18 protein-coding genes are annotated in these 14804 nt (G+C 59.7%); 8 read left to right on the top strand and 10 right to left on the bottom strand.

Annotated elements, in window-relative coordinates:
- Window positions 1-3: 3 nt before the first annotated feature.
- The 3 genes from purN to BP869_RS07675 form a co-directional block, all read right to left on the bottom strand.
- A complete protein-coding gene (gene purN / locus BP869_RS07665; RefSeq protein WP_342678415.1) occupies window positions 4-624 on the bottom strand; it encodes a phosphoribosylglycinamide formyltransferase in 621 nt (206 codons plus the stop codon).
- A gap of 25 nt (window positions 625-649) precedes the next feature.
- Window positions 650-1924 (bottom strand): hemolysin family protein, encoded by a 1275-nt coding sequence (locus BP869_RS07670; protein WP_342679117.1) that lies wholly within the window; start codon window positions 1922-1924, stop codon window positions 650-652.
- A gap of 94 nt (window positions 1925-2018) precedes the next feature.
- Complete coding sequence (locus tag BP869_RS07675; protein ID WP_342678417.1) at window positions 2019-2840, bottom strand: sugar phosphate isomerase/epimerase family protein; 822 nt, start codon at window positions 2838-2840, stop codon at window positions 2019-2021.
- Window positions 2841-2878: 38 nt separating this feature from the next.
- On the opposite strand from BP869_RS07675, the gene xseA reads away from it, so the two are divergent.
- The gene (gene xseA, locus BP869_RS07680) at window positions 2879-4099 is read left to right on the top strand and encodes an exodeoxyribonuclease VII large subunit (RefSeq protein ID WP_342678419.1); all 1221 of its coding nucleotides are present in this window, start codon (window positions 2879-2881) and stop codon (window positions 4097-4099) included.
- Window positions 4083-4265 carry an exodeoxyribonuclease VII small subunit gene (xseB, locus tag BP869_RS07685; protein ID WP_342678421.1) on the top strand — a complete coding sequence of 61 codons (183 nt, stop codon included), beginning with the start codon at window positions 4083-4085 and terminating at the stop codon, window positions 4263-4265. The genes xseA and xseB overlap by 17 nt, the downstream gene beginning before the upstream one ends.
- Window positions 4266-4508: 243 nt before the next feature.
- Here the strand turns inward: xseB and BP869_RS07690 are convergent, their stop codons facing one another.
- Window positions 4509-5042, bottom strand: coding sequence for a DUF371 domain-containing protein (locus tag BP869_RS07690; RefSeq protein WP_342678423.1), 534 nt, complete (start codon window positions 5040-5042; stop codon window positions 4509-4511).
- 9 nt (window positions 5043-5051) lie between these two features.
- Here BP869_RS07690 and BP869_RS07695 point away from each other — a divergent pair, with 9 nt between their 5' ends.
- Window positions 5052-5648 carry an HVO_0476 family zinc finger protein gene (locus tag BP869_RS07695; RefSeq protein WP_342678425.1) on the top strand — a complete coding sequence of 199 codons (597 nt, stop codon included), beginning with the start codon at window positions 5052-5054 and terminating at the stop codon, window positions 5646-5648.
- Window positions 5649-5974: 326 nt separating this feature from the next.
- On the opposite strand, the gene BP869_RS07700 is transcribed toward BP869_RS07695, so the two are convergent.
- Together BP869_RS07700 and BP869_RS07705 are read right to left on the bottom strand one after the other, a co-directional pair.
- A complete protein-coding gene (locus BP869_RS07700) occupies window positions 5975-6235 on the bottom strand; it encodes a thioredoxin family protein (protein WP_342678427.1) in 261 nt (86 codons plus the stop codon).
- Between the two features lie 41 nt (window positions 6236-6276).
- The gene (locus BP869_RS07705; protein WP_342678429.1) at window positions 6277-6987 is read right to left on the bottom strand and encodes a hypothetical protein; all 711 of its coding nucleotides are present in this window, start codon (window positions 6985-6987) and stop codon (window positions 6277-6279) included.
- Between the two features lie 124 nt (window positions 6988-7111).
- Between BP869_RS07705 and BP869_RS07710 the strand changes: the two genes are divergently transcribed.
- Window positions 7112-7576 (top strand): Hsp20/alpha crystallin family protein, encoded by a 465-nt coding sequence (locus tag BP869_RS07710; RefSeq protein WP_342678431.1) that lies wholly within the window; start codon window positions 7112-7114, stop codon window positions 7574-7576.
- 79 nt (window positions 7577-7655) lie between these two features.
- Window positions 7656-8444, top strand: coding sequence for a CBS domain-containing ParB/RepB/Spo0J family partition protein (locus BP869_RS07715; RefSeq protein ID WP_067049404.1), 789 nt, complete (start codon window positions 7656-7658; stop codon window positions 8442-8444).
- A gap of 458 nt (window positions 8445-8902) precedes the next feature.
- Here BP869_RS07715 and BP869_RS07720 read toward each other — a convergent pair whose 3' ends face one another.
- A complete protein-coding gene (locus tag BP869_RS07720) occupies window positions 8903-10066 on the bottom strand; it encodes a sugar phosphate nucleotidyltransferase (RefSeq protein ID WP_235809571.1) in 1164 nt (387 codons plus the stop codon).
- Window positions 10067-10161: 95 nt separating this feature from the next.
- Here BP869_RS07720 and BP869_RS07725 point away from each other — a divergent pair, with 95 nt between their 5' ends.
- On the top strand, window positions 10162-10656 hold the full coding sequence (locus tag BP869_RS07725; protein WP_342678437.1) for a YkgJ family cysteine cluster protein: 495 nt from the start codon (window positions 10162-10164) through the stop codon (window positions 10654-10656).
- Window position 10657: 1 nt separating this feature from the next.
- Window positions 10658-10909, top strand: coding sequence for a hypothetical protein (locus BP869_RS07730; RefSeq protein WP_342678439.1), 252 nt, complete (start codon window positions 10658-10660; stop codon window positions 10907-10909).
- Between the two features lie 16 nt (window positions 10910-10925).
- Here BP869_RS07730 and BP869_RS07735 read toward each other — a convergent pair whose 3' ends face one another.
- The gene (locus BP869_RS07735) at window positions 10926-11273 is read right to left on the bottom strand and encodes a type II secretion system protein E (RefSeq protein WP_342678441.1); all 348 of its coding nucleotides are present in this window, start codon (window positions 11271-11273) and stop codon (window positions 10926-10928) included.
- A 65-nt stretch (window positions 11274-11338) separates the two neighbouring features.
- A complete protein-coding gene (locus BP869_RS07740; protein ID WP_342678443.1) occupies window positions 11339-12790 on the bottom strand; it encodes a cobyric acid synthase in 1452 nt (483 codons plus the stop codon).
- A gap of 145 nt (window positions 12791-12935) precedes the next feature.
- Between BP869_RS07740 and yciH the strand changes: the two genes are divergently transcribed.
- The gene (yciH, locus tag BP869_RS07745; RefSeq protein ID WP_067049387.1) at window positions 12936-13241 is read left to right on the top strand and encodes a stress response translation initiation inhibitor YciH; all 306 of its coding nucleotides are present in this window, start codon (window positions 12936-12938) and stop codon (window positions 13239-13241) included.
- A gap of 523 nt (window positions 13242-13764) precedes the next feature.
- On the opposite strand, the gene BP869_RS07750 is transcribed toward yciH, so the two are convergent.
- A complete protein-coding gene (locus BP869_RS07750; RefSeq protein WP_342678445.1) occupies window positions 13765-14802 on the bottom strand; it encodes a type II secretion system F family protein in 1038 nt (345 codons plus the stop codon).
- Window positions 14803-14804 lie beyond the last annotated feature (2 nt).

Below are 14804 nucleotides of genomic sequence, written 5' to 3' on the forward strand. Positions count from 1 at the left end.
AACTCAAAGAGCCTTGGGCGGCGGCAGGATCCTGACATGCCGTCCTTCGACCTGGATACGGTCGTCGCAGAGGAGGGACACGGCCCGGGGAAGGACGCGGTGCTCCTCGACCAGGATCCTGCCCGCAAGGGTATCCTCGTCGTCGCCGTCAAGGACAGGGACACAGGCCTGGATGATGATAGGCCCGCTGTCAAGACCTGTGTCGACGAAGTGAACCGTGCACCCGGCAACTTTCACGCCGTACTCGATCGCCTGTCTCTGCGCGTGGAGGCCGGTGAAACTGGGGAGGAGGGCGGGGTGGATATTGATCATCCTCCCGGCAAAGGCCTCCACGATAGCGTCGCCGACGATGCGCATGTAGCCTGCAAGCACAAAGATGTCGGCGCCGCAGTCCTGCATTGCCGCAAGCAGGTCGGCCTCATAGGCCTGTTTCGAGGGGTACGAGGCGTAGTCGAGGACTGTCACCGGGATGCCGGCCTGTTCCGCGCGGGTGATCGCGTAGGCGCCGGGTTTGTCGGTGATCAGCCTGACGCACCCGGCCCTGATCGTACCGGCACAGATTGCGTCGAGGACGGCCTGGAAGTTGGAGCCCCTCCCTGATGCCAGCACTGCAATGCGCTTCATGCTCACACGTCGGCGCGGGGAGGTATTAACGATTCTCTCCCTCCTCTGCCGCGGGAGGCGGGAGGATCAGTTTGACCTTCACGATCCGCCGCCCACGCATCTGCATCACCGCAATGGTGACGCCGCTCGCCAGTTTTACGACCTCGCCGCGGAGAGGTATGTGGCCGAGGATGGTGAAGAGAAGGCCGCCAAGAGTCTCATACGACTCACCGACCGGGAGACTCGTGCCGAGTTCCTCGTTGAGGTGTTCGACCCAGACCTGCGCGTCCACCATATAGACGCCTTCGCCGAGTTTCTGGATAGAGGGTTCCTCTTCGTCGAATTCATCAAGGATCTCGCCGACAAGTTCTTCGAGGATGTCCTCGACGGTGACGACACCGGCAAAACCGCCGTATTCGTCCATGACGATGGCCATATGGACCTTCCGGAGCTGCATCTCCTTGAGGAGGTCGTCGATCATCTTGCTCTCGGGGACAAAGTAGGCGTCGTGCATCAGTTCCCTGATCGTGACGACCTCCTTTTTGGAGAACTCAGCAGCAAAGACATCCTTGATGTTGAGGACACCGACGATGTTGTCGATCTGGTCGTGGTATACGGGTAGGCGCGAGAGGCCGGTCTCGTTGAAGAGGGTGATCGCGTTCTCCAGGGAACTGACGTCCTCGATCAGCACGACGTCCACGCGGGGAGTCATGATCTCGCGGGCGGTCGTCTCGCCGAACCTGAAGACAGAGTAAAGCATCTGCCGCTCCTCCTCCTCGATCATCCCTTCTTCCTCGCCGACATCGATCCATTCCTTGATCTCCTCCTCGGTGATCGCGGGTTCGGCGAGGCCTGCACCCGGGGCGAAGCGAGCGCTCAGCCGATCGTAGAACCAGAGGAGGGGGAGGAGAAGTTTCGTGAGGAAGAGGATTATCGGGGCGGCAAAGAGGGCCAGTTTCTCGGTGTACCTCGACGCATAGGTCTTCGGCCCGATCTCGCCGAAGACAAGCATGAGGATGACGACAAAACCGGTGGCAATTCCCACACCTGCGCTCCCGAAGCGTTCGATGGCGATCGCCGTCGCAATCGAGGCTGCGGCGACGTTGACGACATTGTTGCCGATGAGAATGGCGATCAGGATGTGGTCGGGGTATTCCTTCAGGCGTGCAAGAGCGTCGGCGCCCTTTTTCCCTTCATTGACGAGGGTGCGGACTTTTGCCCGCGTGATCGATATAAGGGCGACTTCAGAACTGGAGAAAAAACCCGAAAGGGCGAGACATGCGATGAATAAGCCACCTAATATAATTTCATCGGGTGTCATCGCTGCCACGCCGGTGTACGGCTCATTAGCCAACTATCGTTCATAAATGTAGTACTATAGGGTGATATGTACTGTGAGTTCTTAAAACCAGCGTTCAGGGGAGACAGCCCTCAAGAAACTCCTTTTCCTGCCGCAAAACAGTGATCTTCTCCTCGACCGAGAGCGGATGAAAAAAATTCCTGTCCTCGATCTCGATGGTGAGGCACCCGTCATAACCCGCAGCGGCAAGGGCCCTGACAACGTCCCGCGCATAACTGTTCCCGGCGACAGGGAGGTGCATCTTCCGACTGTCTGCAATGCTCAGGTGGACGTTGGCAAGTCGATCGCCACAGAGGTCGATGTACTGCCTGACAACGGCGGGCGAGACGGCCATCGCGTGGGAAACGTCAAGGGTGAAGAAGAGCCAGGGGTTAGCGTCGAGGACTTCCCGCATCTCTTCGGGAGTGCTGAGGAGGGAGTTGATCGTCTGTTCCATGTTCTCGATCGCAACCCTGATTCCTGTCCTTTCCGCGGCGTCCCGCAGGCGCGCGAGATAGGTCCTGAAGTGTTCGTAGTCATAGGCGCTCGGACGCCTTTTTGCCGTTCGGCGGCCCGGGTGGACGGTGACGGTCTCCGCGCCGACGGTATGAGCAAGGTCGACGGCCTCGACGGCGTACTGCTGGGAGGCGGCGGAGACGCGAGGATTGATGGAGCAGGGGTTGAGGTCGAGGACAGGGGCATGGAGGGTGATCGGCGCGAGGGACGGGTAGGCCCTGACCGCCGCATCCAGATCGGCGAAGGGGAGGCCGCGCAGCCAGAAGTGGGGTGTCTCGACCCAGAACTCGATGCCGGTGAGGCCTGCTTCCTCAACAGAGGCGAAGATCTCGTCAAGGGGGTATTCATGGAAGAACATGCTGGAGACGGCGAGACGGGCCATGACAGGTTCTTATAGGTCCTCGACCCACGATAAAATCAATGGATCCGGGGCTGGACAGAGTGCGGGGCGTCCTTGAGATCACCACGATCATCAGGGACGCCCTCGACCTCCCGGTGCTGGCAGGGTGCTGGGTGCGGGGCGAGGTGACGAACTACACCCATGCCTCCTCGGGTCACCGCTATTTTTCGCTCTCCGAGGTGAGGGGAGGGAAGAGCGCGGTCATCGGTGCGGTGATGTTCCGGGGGAGCGCGCGGGCGCTCGCCTTTGAACCGGCGAGCGGGATGGATGTCATCGCCTATGGGCACGTGGGCCTGTACGAACCGCAGGGGAAGTACCAGTTCTATGTCGAGGACATGCGACTCGCGGGGGAGGGGGAGAAGCACCTCCTTGTCGAGCGCTGGAAGAGGGATCTCGGGGCCGAGGGGCTCTTTGCGGCGGCACGGAAGAGAGAGATCCCGCCCTTCCCGCGGCGTGTCGCAGTCGTCACCTCGCCGTCGGGCGCGGTCCTCCACGATATCGAAAACGTCCTTTCCCGGCGGTATCCGGTCGAGATTCTCCTCTCGCCGACGGCGGTGCAGGGGGAGACGGCCCACCTTGAGATCGCGGAGGCGATCAGGCGGGCCGACGGCCTGGCCGACGTGCTGATCGTCGCCAGAGGGGGCGGGAGTTTCGAGGACCTCTTCCCCTTCAACAGGCCCGAGGTGGTGCGGGCGATCGCGGCGTGCACGACGCCGGTGATCAGTGCGGTGGGCCATGAGGTGGACGTGACCCTTGCCGACCTTGCGGCAGACCTGCGAGCGCCGACGCCTTCGGCCGCCGCGGAACTTGCCGCGCCCGACCGTGCCGAACTCCGGGCCGGCCTCGGAAAGGACAGACAGAGACTGCAGGACGCCGCCCTCGGGAAGGTCGACCGGTGCCGTGCCGACCTCGATGCCCTCTCCCTGCGGTTCAGGCCCGAACGTCTCCGCCGGAGGGTCGAGGAGGGGAGACAGCAGATTGCAGACCTGGAGGAGCGGATGAGGCGGGGCTATGAGGTGCGGACCGGGCGGGAGCGCCTCGTCCTCTCCGGGCTTGCGGCACGCCTGGCGGCGTCTGACCCCCTCGCGCCGGTGCGCCGCGGCTATGTGCTGGTGAGGAGGGACAGGGAGGTGGTGCGCTCGGTGGAGGGCATCGCAGCGGGCGACCGCCTTGACCTGAGGTTTGCCGATGGGACATGTACGGTCATCACGGAGAGAGTGAGACATGACAGAGACGTATGAAGAACTTCTGAACCAGTTGAAAGAAACGATAAAAAAGATCGAGGACAACTCGACGAGCCTTGAGGAGAGCATCGCCCTGTACGAGCGCGGCGAGGATCTGATCCGCCGCTGCGAACGCCTCCTCGAAGAGGCCGAGATGAAGATCACGGCCCTGACTCAGGGGTAGGTGGTGGCCGAGTACCCGGCGGGTCTGGAGAGTCGGACACGATCTGATCGATGTCTCCTCCTTGATCCTGGAAAGGGATGGGAGAATCCACCGCCTTCCCCATGTTCTCTGCCGGGGGACTACGCCGAAAATCAGAGATTTTCTCGTGTTCACTCCGTTCGCAGCCCCCGAACCCCCGCTCAGAATTGGGGGTTGGGTTGGTATACCGCCTAGAACTCCTGCCCTGTCTTCCCCGACCCTATCCTAATTTCGGGGGTCCGGGGACAACGAGAAGGCCGGAAGGTCTTCGAGTAGTCCCCCGGCACAGATAGGAGGGAAGGCGGTGGATAGGCATTCTCCACCGGGCCCCAACTCAGGGACGGATGCCTCGATCTCGACGACGAGTTCGGCGCCGGCGGCAAGGGCGGCGATGAGTCGCCGGTCGATCGTTCCCGCAACGGTGTCCGACCCGACAGCCACGGTCCTCCCGCAGGCGAAGGTGCTCCGCCGCCAGACAAGGTCGGAAGGATGGTCGAGAGAAAAGGCAGCGCTGCCGTGCGACCTGACGACGACCTCGACCCCCCCGGCACAGAGACGGGTGGTCACCTCGGCACGGTCGTCGGTAAGCAGGGCCTTCAGTGCGGGGTCGAGATCGGCAGCGCCTTTGTCGGCAGATACCCCGATAATACAGTCGCCGGCCGGCGAAAGGTCGGCCTCCTTCGTCACCTCAAAGGTGGTGCGGTGGAGGGCCCGCACATTGACGTGCCCGAAACAGTGGATAGTGTCCTGCGCCTTCATCCTTTAATAATGGTGTACCCTTATTCTATTGAAATGTACATCACCACCTATTGTCCGCAGTGCGAGGATGAAACCGATCATGACCTCCTCAAGGAGGCGGGCGACCTCCTGGTGCGCTGCACCGTCTGCGGGGCCGTTCATCATGTTCCCATACCTATAGAAAAGACCTTCTCGGTGAAGGCGATCGTGAGCCGCGAGCAGGAGTCAGAGGTCTGCACCGTCGAACTCCTCGAAGAGGATGTCTGTTCTGTCGGCGATTACCTCGTCGCCGAGTGCGGCGAGGAAGGCGTCTCGGTCGAGGTGACGGCGATCGAGGTGGGAGAAAGGCGGGTCATAAAGGCCCAGGCGCCGGAGATCACCGCACTCTGGACGCGTGCGATCGAGGAGGTAGTGGTCAGGGTGTCGGTCCACGACAAGGCCAAGACCCTCCCCCTCTACAAAAAGTGCGATGGCGAGGAGTTCTTCGCCGTTGACGAGATCTATACCTTCGGCAAGATAAAGTTCCGTATTTCCCACATCAAACTGCGTGACGGGCCTGTCCTCAGAAAGGAAGGCTGGAAGACGGTTGCAAAAAAGATCAAGCGGATCTACGGATACCGGGTGTGAGGGCAGGGGGGCGGGGGTACCGCCCTGTCCGCACACCTTTGCACGTCATTTTTTGAGAGAGATCTTTTTCGGGCTCTGAGGTTCGTAGATTCCCTCATGCTCTGGTCGATGCGTACTCCTGATCCCATGAGGGGACGCGCGTATCCATTGCCTTCCTCCTATCCTGTACCGGGGAGCCGGGGGTGGTAGTCCCCCTGTTCGATTTCTGGGGAAGGCGTCCGGTCAGCGATATTATGGGATAGAAGATTCACCCGACAAAAATGCGAATGACCCTCCACCGCCAATATTCCCTTCGATCGCCATGGCCCCCCTCACCGGAATCCTGTTCACCGGTACTTCTCGATCGCCTCTCCGAGAGTTTCGGTGTGGACGACGCCCTCGAACCGTTCTTTGACCTCGCCGTCCACGATGACGATGATGGTGGGGGTCACGGTGAGGGCGTATGTCTGGATGTCCTCGGGATGCATGACGGCGTCACGTTCCTCTATCGTCACCCCGAAGGTGCGCTCGACCTCGCGGTTGATCGGTTCCTGCTCCATGCACCCCATACAGCCTTCCTGAAAGTAGCAGAGGATAGTCAGTGCCATGGGCAAAAGAAGAGAGCGTGGGTATAAATACCCACCGGGAATCACGCGGAGGCGATAGACCTGACTGTCACGTCGGCCGTGGCATAGGTGAAGTCAACTGTCAGGTTTTCGTTATTCTTCTCAGTGACCTTCCCGATACGGAGGTACGATATCGAAGACTCCGGGTCGGTGAAGACCGTCGCGTTCTTCGTGATCGTCATCTGCCTGATGAAGCGATCACCGACATTGACCTCGGTGAAGTTCAGGCCCAGACGGTCGGACTCGTTCGCCCCGACGGTGATGGAGGAGGACTCGGTGTTGATCGGGATCTTTTTCGTTTCCAGTTCGTGCATGCCGAGAATACCCTTGTTAAGGGCGGCCATCTCCCAGGGGAGGATGCCGAAGTCGCCCTGTGCAATGCCCGGAACGACTGCCGGCACCGGGTGGATAAAGGTGTCTTCCGAGGGCTCAGCCCCGCCGACGAGGCTCATCGGGGAGGTGAGGAAGACGGCCCGCTTCTTTGCATACTCATCGGCCTGGATCTGCTGGCTCGTCGTAAGGACTGGAATGCCCGCGTCATCGCGGATGGTGCAGTCGACCAGAACAGAATCTCCAGGCTGTACGCTCTTGAACGCGCTCATTGCCGGGACGGCATACGAAGCCACCATGAGGAAGGCAAAGAGCACACCGAAAACCAGCATCGCGATCTGGGTCTTCGTTCTCTTCCCGGAATCTTTCTCTTCCGGGGTGCGCGTCTTTGGTTTGCTGACCATTATGTACTCAATCGTATCCCCAGGCCATAAAGGACGCTGTCGGCACACCATAGAGAATGTATAAATATAACAGATACTAACGAGAGGTTAGCACCACACAGAGGGTGCGAGGAGAAGAGAAAATATGGCACAGAAACGTGGATTTTACTCATTCTGGAGAGATTTCGACGAGGTGATGAACGAGATGCGGGCAGAGATGGAAGGCCGCTTCCAATCCCTTCTCGCCGAGTCGGCACCGGCCCGCGCCCTCCCCATGCTCAGGGGAGAAGGGCCGAGGGTGGACGTCTATGCTCACGAAGACGAGGTGATCGTCGTCGCGGATCTCCCGGGCGCCGAGAAGGAGAACATCTCGCTACGGCTCATCAACCCGCGGCTCCTTGAGATTGCAGCCGTCCAGAAGGAAGAGAGGGAGGGCGGCGAGGAGGGATATGTCATGCGGGAGCGTTTCTACGGGACCATGAAAAGGGTGGTATCTCTTCCGGCCGAGGTCAGGGAGGAAAGCGCGAGCGCCACCTTCAAGAACGGCGTCCTCGAGGTCCACTTCAAGAAGGCGGAGGTCGAGAAGGGTGCGGTCATCCCGATCGAGTAACCGCCAATTCTCCCTCTTTTTTTCGTAAACACTATATATCACCGAATCCTTGATGTAGCCTTGGTTACAAGAGATGTTAATGGATAAAAAGCGGGTCAAGGATTACATGACCTATGATGTCGTCACCGTCGGCGCCAACGAAACGGCCAAGGACGTCATCGACAAGATCCAGAAGACCAAACACGACGGTTTCCCGGTCGTCAACGATAAAAAAGAGGTCGTGGGCTATATCTCCGCCCGGGACCTCCTGACGATCCACCCGGGAACGCCGGTCGAGCGGGTCATGAGCCGCCATCTCATCGTTGCCGACCCGGAGATGAGCGTCAACGACGCCGCCCGCGTGATCTTCAGGTCAGGGATCCAGAAACTCCCGGTGGTGGACGAGAACAACCACCTGATCGGGATCATCTCGAATGCCGACGTGATCAGATCCCAGATCGAGCATGTCTCCCCGGAGAAGGTCTACAATTTTATGGACACGCTCAGGCGCCTCCACGGCATTGAACCGACCCTGTCGCGGGGTTTCGTCCCCATCGACCAGCTCCTCCCCACCCAGGCAAAGATATACGAGGACGAACTGGAGGGGAGGATATACGAGATCAAGAAGGGCCTGGCCGAACCCCTGATCGTGGTGAAGCGCCCGGGCCGTTACATCCTTGTCGACGGCCACCACCGTGCAATCGCCGCAAAGAGGCTTGGGTACAAGACCCTCGACGCCTATATCATCAATGTCACCGAGAATTTTGAGCTTGGCATGGAGAGGACCGCCCACGCCCAGAACCTCAGGACCCTCGACGACATCAAGGTCATGGACTATGCCCGTCACCCCCTCGTCGCCGTCACCCACCGCCTGGTGCGGCAGAGTTAGAGGGTCGTCCGGAGAGGACCCGCGTATTCTTTTTTTCAGGCTCTAGAGAAACCCTCATTCTCGGGTCGATATGTTCTTGGTGATCCCATGATCTCCATCAGGGACACCGATCAACCGCCTTTCCCTCAAAACAGGATTTTCATCCGATGCAGGAAATCAAATCCTGCAAAGCTCTTATGACTGCCATCCCATAATCAGACGCCGGGGGTTTCACCCCCGGACCCCCTGCCATCAGGATAGAGTGGGGGATGGGAGAGCGCGGGAAAGAAGGTGGATCGAGAGAGGAGAGTACGAAGAACAGGTGGGTCCCTACAGCAATACCCTGCCTATCCTGCACCGGGGGGTCGGGGGGCGGTAGTCCCCCGGCGCGGGAAACCAATCCACTAACCGTCCCACATTCTCAAAACGGGGACTGCCGCCCATACGACTGCAGCCCCATCAAAAAAAGGTGAGGCCCCTCACGACCCCTCATAGCGCACGTCATATTTGTCGTTGAGGACATGCTCCTTGACGACAGACCCGTCGGGCACGATCACCTCGGGCCAGAGGCGGGTGCCCGAGTGGATGGTCACCCTATTCTGGATGACGCTCCGGGGGCCGATGACCGTGTCGTTCTCGATGGAGCACCCGTCACCGACGATGGTTTCATTGTCCAGGATCGCCCCCGAGACTGTGGTTCCATTGCCGATGACGACCTGGTTGTAGATGGAGGCAGAGAAGATCTTCGCGTTGCTCTTGATCACGCAGTCCTCCCCGATGCTTGTGTACGGGCCGATGAGGACATTGCTCTCGATGGTTGTCCCCCTGCCGATCGAGACCGGGCCGATGATCTGGGAGTTGTTCCCGAGAGAGAGGGAACCGCCGAGGGAGACAGGGCCAACGATCTTCGCACCCTTCACATGGAGGTCGCCGGAGATGTTCGTCGTCGTGATCTCCTGGAGTTTCCAGCGCTCTGCCTGCCGCAGGGACCGCGGGCTGCCCACATCGCTCCAGTTGCCGCGGGCAAGCCAGGCGCGGATGGTCTTCCCCTCACCAAGGAGACGCGGGAAGACATCCCTCGCGAAGTCCACCTTCTCGCCTGTCGGGATATAGTCGAAGATCTCCGGGCTGCAGACGTACATCCCTGTCGAGGCGAGATTCGAGAAGATCTCGCCTGGGCCGGGCTTCTCTTTGAAGCGCTTGATGCAATAGTTCACGTCGATCTCGGCGATGCCGTATTCCGAGGGGTCGTCGATGGAGATGAGTCCGATGGTGGCGATAGCATCGCGTTTCAGGTGCTCACGGTAGAACTCCAGAAGGTTGAGGTCTGCCACATGGTCGCCGCCGACCACCAGGAAGGGAGCGCCGTCAAGAAACTGCTGGGCGTTCTTGACGCTTCCGGCCGTCCCGAGCTTGATGTCCTCGTGGACATAGGTGATCTCGGCGCCGAAGAGCGAACCGTCGCCGAGGGCCTGCTCGATATCGTCCCCCTTGTAGCCGAGGGTGATGACCATCTCGGTAAAGCCGAGATTGGCCAGGTGGGTGACGAGATGGGTGATCGAGGGCCGGTTCACGATAGGGATGCAGGGCTTGGGCCGCTCAAAAGTGAGCGGGCGGAGGCGGGTCCCTTCTCCCCCGCACATGATGCAAACCTTCATAGTGAAGAAGAATAGCGCGAAAAACCATTTGAACCTACTGGAGAGGAAAAGGCTATTGGCCGGCCGGGAGAGTACGAGGTATGAGAGAAGAGCCCTTCACCTGCACCCTCTGCGGCAGATGCTGCATGGGCTTCGGGCGCTCTGTCAGGATCCTGCGGCAGACCGGGCCGCAGGAGTTCAGGTGCACCGTCGCGATCACCGGGGAGACATTCACGGCGAGGGTGGAGGATCGCTACCTCCCGGCCTTCAGACGCCCGTCTGTCCAGTGGACCAACCCTGCCGCCTGCCCCTTCCTGAGGGCGGAGAAGGGGACGTACGTCTGCACGGTCCACGCCTCCCGCCCGTCGTTCTGCCGGGACTTCGCCTGCTGCAGGATGCGGGTGCTGCGCGCCGGCGGGGTCGTCGGCGAACTGAAAGGAAGGCTCGACCTCAGGACAGACGACCCGGTTTTAAAGGCCCTGTGGGAGAAAGAGGTCGTCCCCCGTGCAGGCGATGCCGGGGACGCCTGGCACGCCGACGCCGACCGGGTCCTCGGGGACGCCGGGTACGTGGCAGTGTGGTACAGGGAGGGGTGACATGCGGGTGCTGAAGGTCGAAAAAGGGGCAGTCCCCTGTCAGGCAGGGGCGACACGGACGCTGGACAACTGCCGGTTCTGCGTCCATTCGGTACGGCTCTGCGAGGACGGGGAGTGGGTGACCTCGCCTGCCCGCGCCTACTGCATGCTGAAGCGGGCGATCAGGGCGGTGAACATGGAGAGGGTGAGCGCCGTGGAGTGCGACGACGACGGCAGCGAGGGCTTCAGGAGCATCATGTCGATCATCAGTTAGTCCTGACGATCATCGGTCACTCTTTTCTTTTCATCAGGTAGTCCCAGATGTTCCTCGTCTGGTACGGGACGCACCTGGCTTCCTTGCAGTAATCCGACTCGATGGTGTGATGGATCAGCCGGAGTTCGTCGCGCATGTGCTGCACGATCTCTTTGAGCCCGTCTATCTCGCGCCGGATCTGCATAAACTCCTCGAATGCCCGCTGCTTCTTGATCTCGATCTCTTTGCCGCTCTCAAGGCTTGCAAAGCCCGTCTCAATCAGTTCAAGGATCGCTTCATTCCGTTCGATCGAATGTTTTTTCGCAAAGGCGTCGATGCTATCGAGCATCTCCGGGTCGAGGGTAAAAGAACACCGCATCACCATACTCTCTCACTCCGCAGCCGGGTCTCCGGACACAGTATTGAGAGTACGTTCCCTGCCGGCATAAATCATTGTACCCTCCCGAGAGCAAGCCCGACAATATGTTCCATATCCAGGTGCCTCTCCAGAAGGGCGGCGAGGTCGTCGTACGGGTCTCTGAAAACGTCTTCTTCCTCGATCTCCAGCCCTTTTCTCCCGGCAAGATACGAGAGAAGGGCGGCGGCAGCAGGGGGGCGGGTGAAGATGCCGTGGAGATAGGTTCCAAAGACGAGGCCGTCGTCACTCACCGCACCGTCGCCGTCGAAGGCCTCCCTGCAAACGCCCCTCCGGCTTTCGCCCATGTGGATCTCGTAGCCTTCCACCTCGCCAAACCGGGTGAGGATAGGCGGGACAGGAGCGGCATGGGTCCGTACCTGGCGGGTCGTCTTCCTGTAGGCCGAGAAGGTGGTCGAGACATCGAGGAGGCCGAGCCCCTCTGCCTCGGCAGGTTCTCCCGACTCATAACCGGCATCGACAAGGTGCGTCCCGAGCATCTGGTAACCGCCGCAGATCCCGATGACGGGCACGCCTGCCGCCCGCATGCGGCATATCTCGTCGGCAGTTCCTGCGGCACGGAGGACGGCAAGGTCGTCAATGGTGTTCTTGGTGCCCGGGAGGATGATGCAGTCGTAACCCGCGAGAGACTCGCCCGGCCTGACATAGGTGACCGCGGCATGGCGTTCGAGGAGTTCGAAGTCGGTGAAGTTCGCGATATGGGGAAGCTTGATGACGGCGATCCTGATGGGGTTGTCCCGTGCCTGCTTGTCCTCGATGGAGAGGGAATCCTCCGAGGCGATGCCAAGGTCGGCGTACGGGACGACACCGAGGACCGGGACGCCACAGAGATCCTCCAGCGCCTTCACCCCGCTGTCGAAGAGAGAAGGGTCTCCCCTGAACTTGTTGACGATGATCCCGGCGACAAGCGGGCGGACGTCCTCAGGGAGGAGGGATATGGTGCCGAAGGCCTGGGCAAAAACCCCGCCGCGCTCGATGTCGGCGACAAGGATGATCGGGAGGCGGAGTTCCCGGGCAAGCCGCATATTGGCAATGTCGCGGTCATAGAGGTTGACTTCGGCCGCACCGCCGGCGCCTTCGACGACAACAGTGCCATAGCGCACTTCCAACACCCGAAATGCGTCGACCGCCTGTTCGAGGAGTGCGTCAGTCTCCCGGTAATATTCTCCGATCTGTACGTCCTTATAGGGATGCCCGAAGAGGACGACCTGCGAGACCATGTCCCCCTTCGGCTTGAGGAGGACCGGGTTCATCTCCGCGGCGGGTTCGATGCCCGCAGCCCTCGCCTGCTCAGCCTGGGCGATCCCGATCTCGGCGCCGTCGGCCGTCACCCAGGAGTTGAGGCTCATGTTCTGGGACTTAAAAGGGGCGTTCGTAATCCGGCGGTTTCTGAGGGCCCGGCAGAGCCCTGCGACTATCGTGCTCTTGCCGACATGGGAGGCGGTCCCGAGGACCATCAGCGACATCGATCTCTGGTTTGTTGTCAGAGCGGATAACGGGTGCGATCAGAAGGGGAGGAGAGCCACATCGGTCACCTCAAAATACATATTCACCGGATGGAAAGGATATTCATGCCAAGAAATATATAACGAGAACTTGAAGGTATAACTAATGAATGGTGGGATATGTCCCAAATGCGGACTACCAAAGGAACTGTGTATCTGTGAGGAGGTCGCAAAGGAACAGCAGAGGATTCAGGTCAAGATCAATAAACGCCGATACGGGAAAGAAGTCACCATTATCGAAGGACTCGATCCCTACGACATCGACCTTGTAGACCTCACAAAATTCCTCAAAGCCAAACTTGCCTGCGGCGGGACTGTCAAGGACACGTCCATCGAGCTTCAGGGTAACCACAAGGAAAGAGTCAAGGAATTGCTGGCTAAGAAGGGGTATAAATTGGAACAGATCAATTAACCCCCGACCTTTTTAATACTTTTTTTAGTCCTGTAGAACCGCTCATGAAACAGAGTTTCAGGTGGTTCTTTGGAAAATTCCGCATGAATAGGTCATGGTACATCTCCATCTCTCTTCATGGAGGCCTCTCTGGTTCCCCGTCTCTATCTCACCAGGACGAATGACCTTCGCAAAAATCAGAGATTATTCTGGCTCAGGAGAATCGGGCATGAGCCGGGAGCACGTCTCAAGTATACTGCAGGAACTGTTTTTCATGGCAAACCCTCATGTTCCGGTAAATGTATCTCCCCGATCCCATGAGGGGAAGTGCGGAGCCCCCTGCCTTCCATACAATCCAAACCGGGGGCTCCTCGAAGACCTGATGACCTTCGAGGGCGGGTGGCTGCGACTAGGGGGGCGTTCGAGAAGACCCAGGGATATAGCCCCACGGCACAGGCACCTCGAAACGGGAATTCTCGATCCCGTTCCCTGCCCTCTTCCGTCATGAAGCCGTGCCGGCAGCACGAAAAAAAGGGGACGGCCTTCAGACCGCGAACCTGAAGAGAGCCCAGGCAATGATGAGCATGATGGCAGAGAACTTGAGACCTGCCGTCGCCCTACCCTCGCCCATCTGCCCGGCAACGAGGCCCGAGAAGAAGCCCATGACCATCGCGGAGTGGGAGAAGATCCTCTTGTAGAGGTCCATATCGACATTACCCATGAACTGGCTTCCTGCACCGGACGCCGACGCAGCGGCGCCAGCCTCGGCCATCGTCGTGAGGAAGGTGGACTCGAGGACCACGATCACGAAGAGGAAGACGAAGAAGGCGATGAGGATGATCACCTCATAGATGATCATGTTGCTCGCCCGCTCTGTCTTCAGGTTGATGAACTCGTAACTATCGCGCGCAGCCGCCCGGAGCACCTCGGAGATGTCGCCGCCTGCCTTGCTCGCCTTTGCGATGAGGTCGACAGAACGCTCGGCAAGGGGAGTCCCGATACGCTGGCCGAAGTTATAAATTGCCTCGACAAAGGGGATGTTCCAGGACATGTCCACGTCGAGTTTCCTGATGTACGGCGTGAGCGTCCCATACTCGCCTCCAGCGACGATATGGATGGCATTGGGCAGGGTCATGCCCGCGTCGTTCATCCCGGCAACGTCCCTGAAAAAGTTCGGAAGCGCGTCTTCAAGGTTCTTCTCCCGCTTCCCCTCCCTGAAGTCGAGAATTGCGAGCGGGATCACCGGGATCAGGACGGTAAAGACGATGACATCGTCGATGAGGGTGGTGTTGAAGAGGGCCGACCATCCGTAATTGACGATGATCAGGGAGAAACCGACGATAAAGAAGAGGAATGAGAAGGGGACCGTCGCTATGAGGCTGTTGAGCGGCGTTTCCGTGAGCACCTGGACCGGGTGCTTCATGAACCGTCCAAAGCCCACCCGCGCCTTCCGCTGGTGCTCGATCTTATCGACGATCTGCATTTCCCGGTTCTCGTACCTTTCCAGTTCGGACGCCTTCACCTGGGCGTTGCCAGTTCCCCCACGATTGAAAAGGTCGTTAAAGAGTGACTTGAATCCCATTT

Origin of the sequence: Methanofollis sp. UBA420 (genome assembly GCF_002498315.1) — an archaeon.
GTDB lineage: Archaea > Halobacteriota > Methanomicrobia > Methanomicrobiales > Methanofollaceae > Methanofollis.

What these genes read in the sequence shown, in the direction of transcription:
- BP869_RS07670 (WP_342679117.1), bottom strand. Translation starts at nt 1,924, where the DNA reads ATGACACCCGATGAAATTATATTAGGTGGCTTATTCATCGCATGTCTC.
- BP869_RS07725 (WP_342678437.1), top strand. Translation starts at nt 10,162, where the DNA reads ATGAGAGAAGAGCCCTTCACCTGCACCCTCTGCGGCAGATGCTGCATG.
- BP869_RS07690 (WP_342678423.1), bottom strand. Translation starts at nt 5,042, where the DNA reads ATGAAGGCGCAGGACACTATCCACTGTTTCGGGCACGTCAATGTGCGG.
- purN (WP_342678415.1), bottom strand. Translation starts at nt 624, where the DNA reads ATGAAGCGCATTGCAGTGCTGGCATCAGGGAGGGGCTCCAACTTCCAG.
- BP869_RS07715 (WP_067049404.1), top strand. Translation starts at nt 7,656, where the DNA reads ATGGATAAAAAGCGGGTCAAGGATTACATGACCTATGATGTCGTCACC.
- BP869_RS07695 (WP_342678425.1), top strand. Translation starts at nt 5,052, where the DNA reads ATGGTGTACCCTTATTCTATTGAAATGTACATCACCACCTATTGTCCG.
- BP869_RS07720 (WP_235809571.1), bottom strand. Translation starts at nt 10,066, where the DNA reads ATGTGCGGGGGAGAAGGGACCCGCCTCCGCCCGCTCACTTTTGAGCGG.
- BP869_RS07730 (WP_342678439.1), top strand. Translation starts at nt 10,658, where the DNA reads ATGCGGGTGCTGAAGGTCGAAAAAGGGGCAGTCCCCTGTCAGGCAGGG.
- BP869_RS07750 (WP_342678445.1), bottom strand. Translation starts at nt 14,802, where the DNA reads ATGGGATTCAAGTCACTCTTTAACGACCTTTTCAATCGTGGGGGAACT.
- BP869_RS07705 (WP_342678429.1), bottom strand. Translation starts at nt 6,987, where the DNA reads ATGGTCAGCAAACCAAAGACGCGCACCCCGGAAGAGAAAGATTCCGGG.
- xseA (WP_342678419.1), top strand. Translation starts at nt 2,879, where the DNA reads ATGGATCCGGGGCTGGACAGAGTGCGGGGCGTCCTTGAGATCACCACG.
- BP869_RS07675 (WP_342678417.1), bottom strand. Translation starts at nt 2,840, where the DNA reads ATGGCCCGTCTCGCCGTCTCCAGCATGTTCTTCCATGAATACCCCCTT.
- BP869_RS07710 (WP_342678431.1), top strand. Translation starts at nt 7,112, where the DNA reads ATGGCACAGAAACGTGGATTTTACTCATTCTGGAGAGATTTCGACGAG.
- BP869_RS07740 (WP_342678443.1), bottom strand. Translation starts at nt 12,790, where the DNA reads ATGTCGCTGATGGTCCTCGGGACCGCCTCCCATGTCGGCAAGAGCACG.
- xseB (WP_342678421.1), top strand. Translation starts at nt 4,083, where the DNA reads ATGACAGAGACGTATGAAGAACTTCTGAACCAGTTGAAAGAAACGATA.
- BP869_RS07735 (WP_342678441.1), bottom strand. Translation starts at nt 11,273, where the DNA reads ATGGTGATGCGGTGTTCTTTTACCCTCGACCCGGAGATGCTCGATAGC.
- BP869_RS07700 (WP_342678427.1), bottom strand. Translation starts at nt 6,235, where the DNA reads ATGGCACTGACTATCCTCTGCTACTTTCAGGAAGGCTGTATGGGGTGC.
- yciH (WP_067049387.1), top strand. Translation starts at nt 12,936, where the DNA reads ATGAATGGTGGGATATGTCCCAAATGCGGACTACCAAAGGAACTGTGT.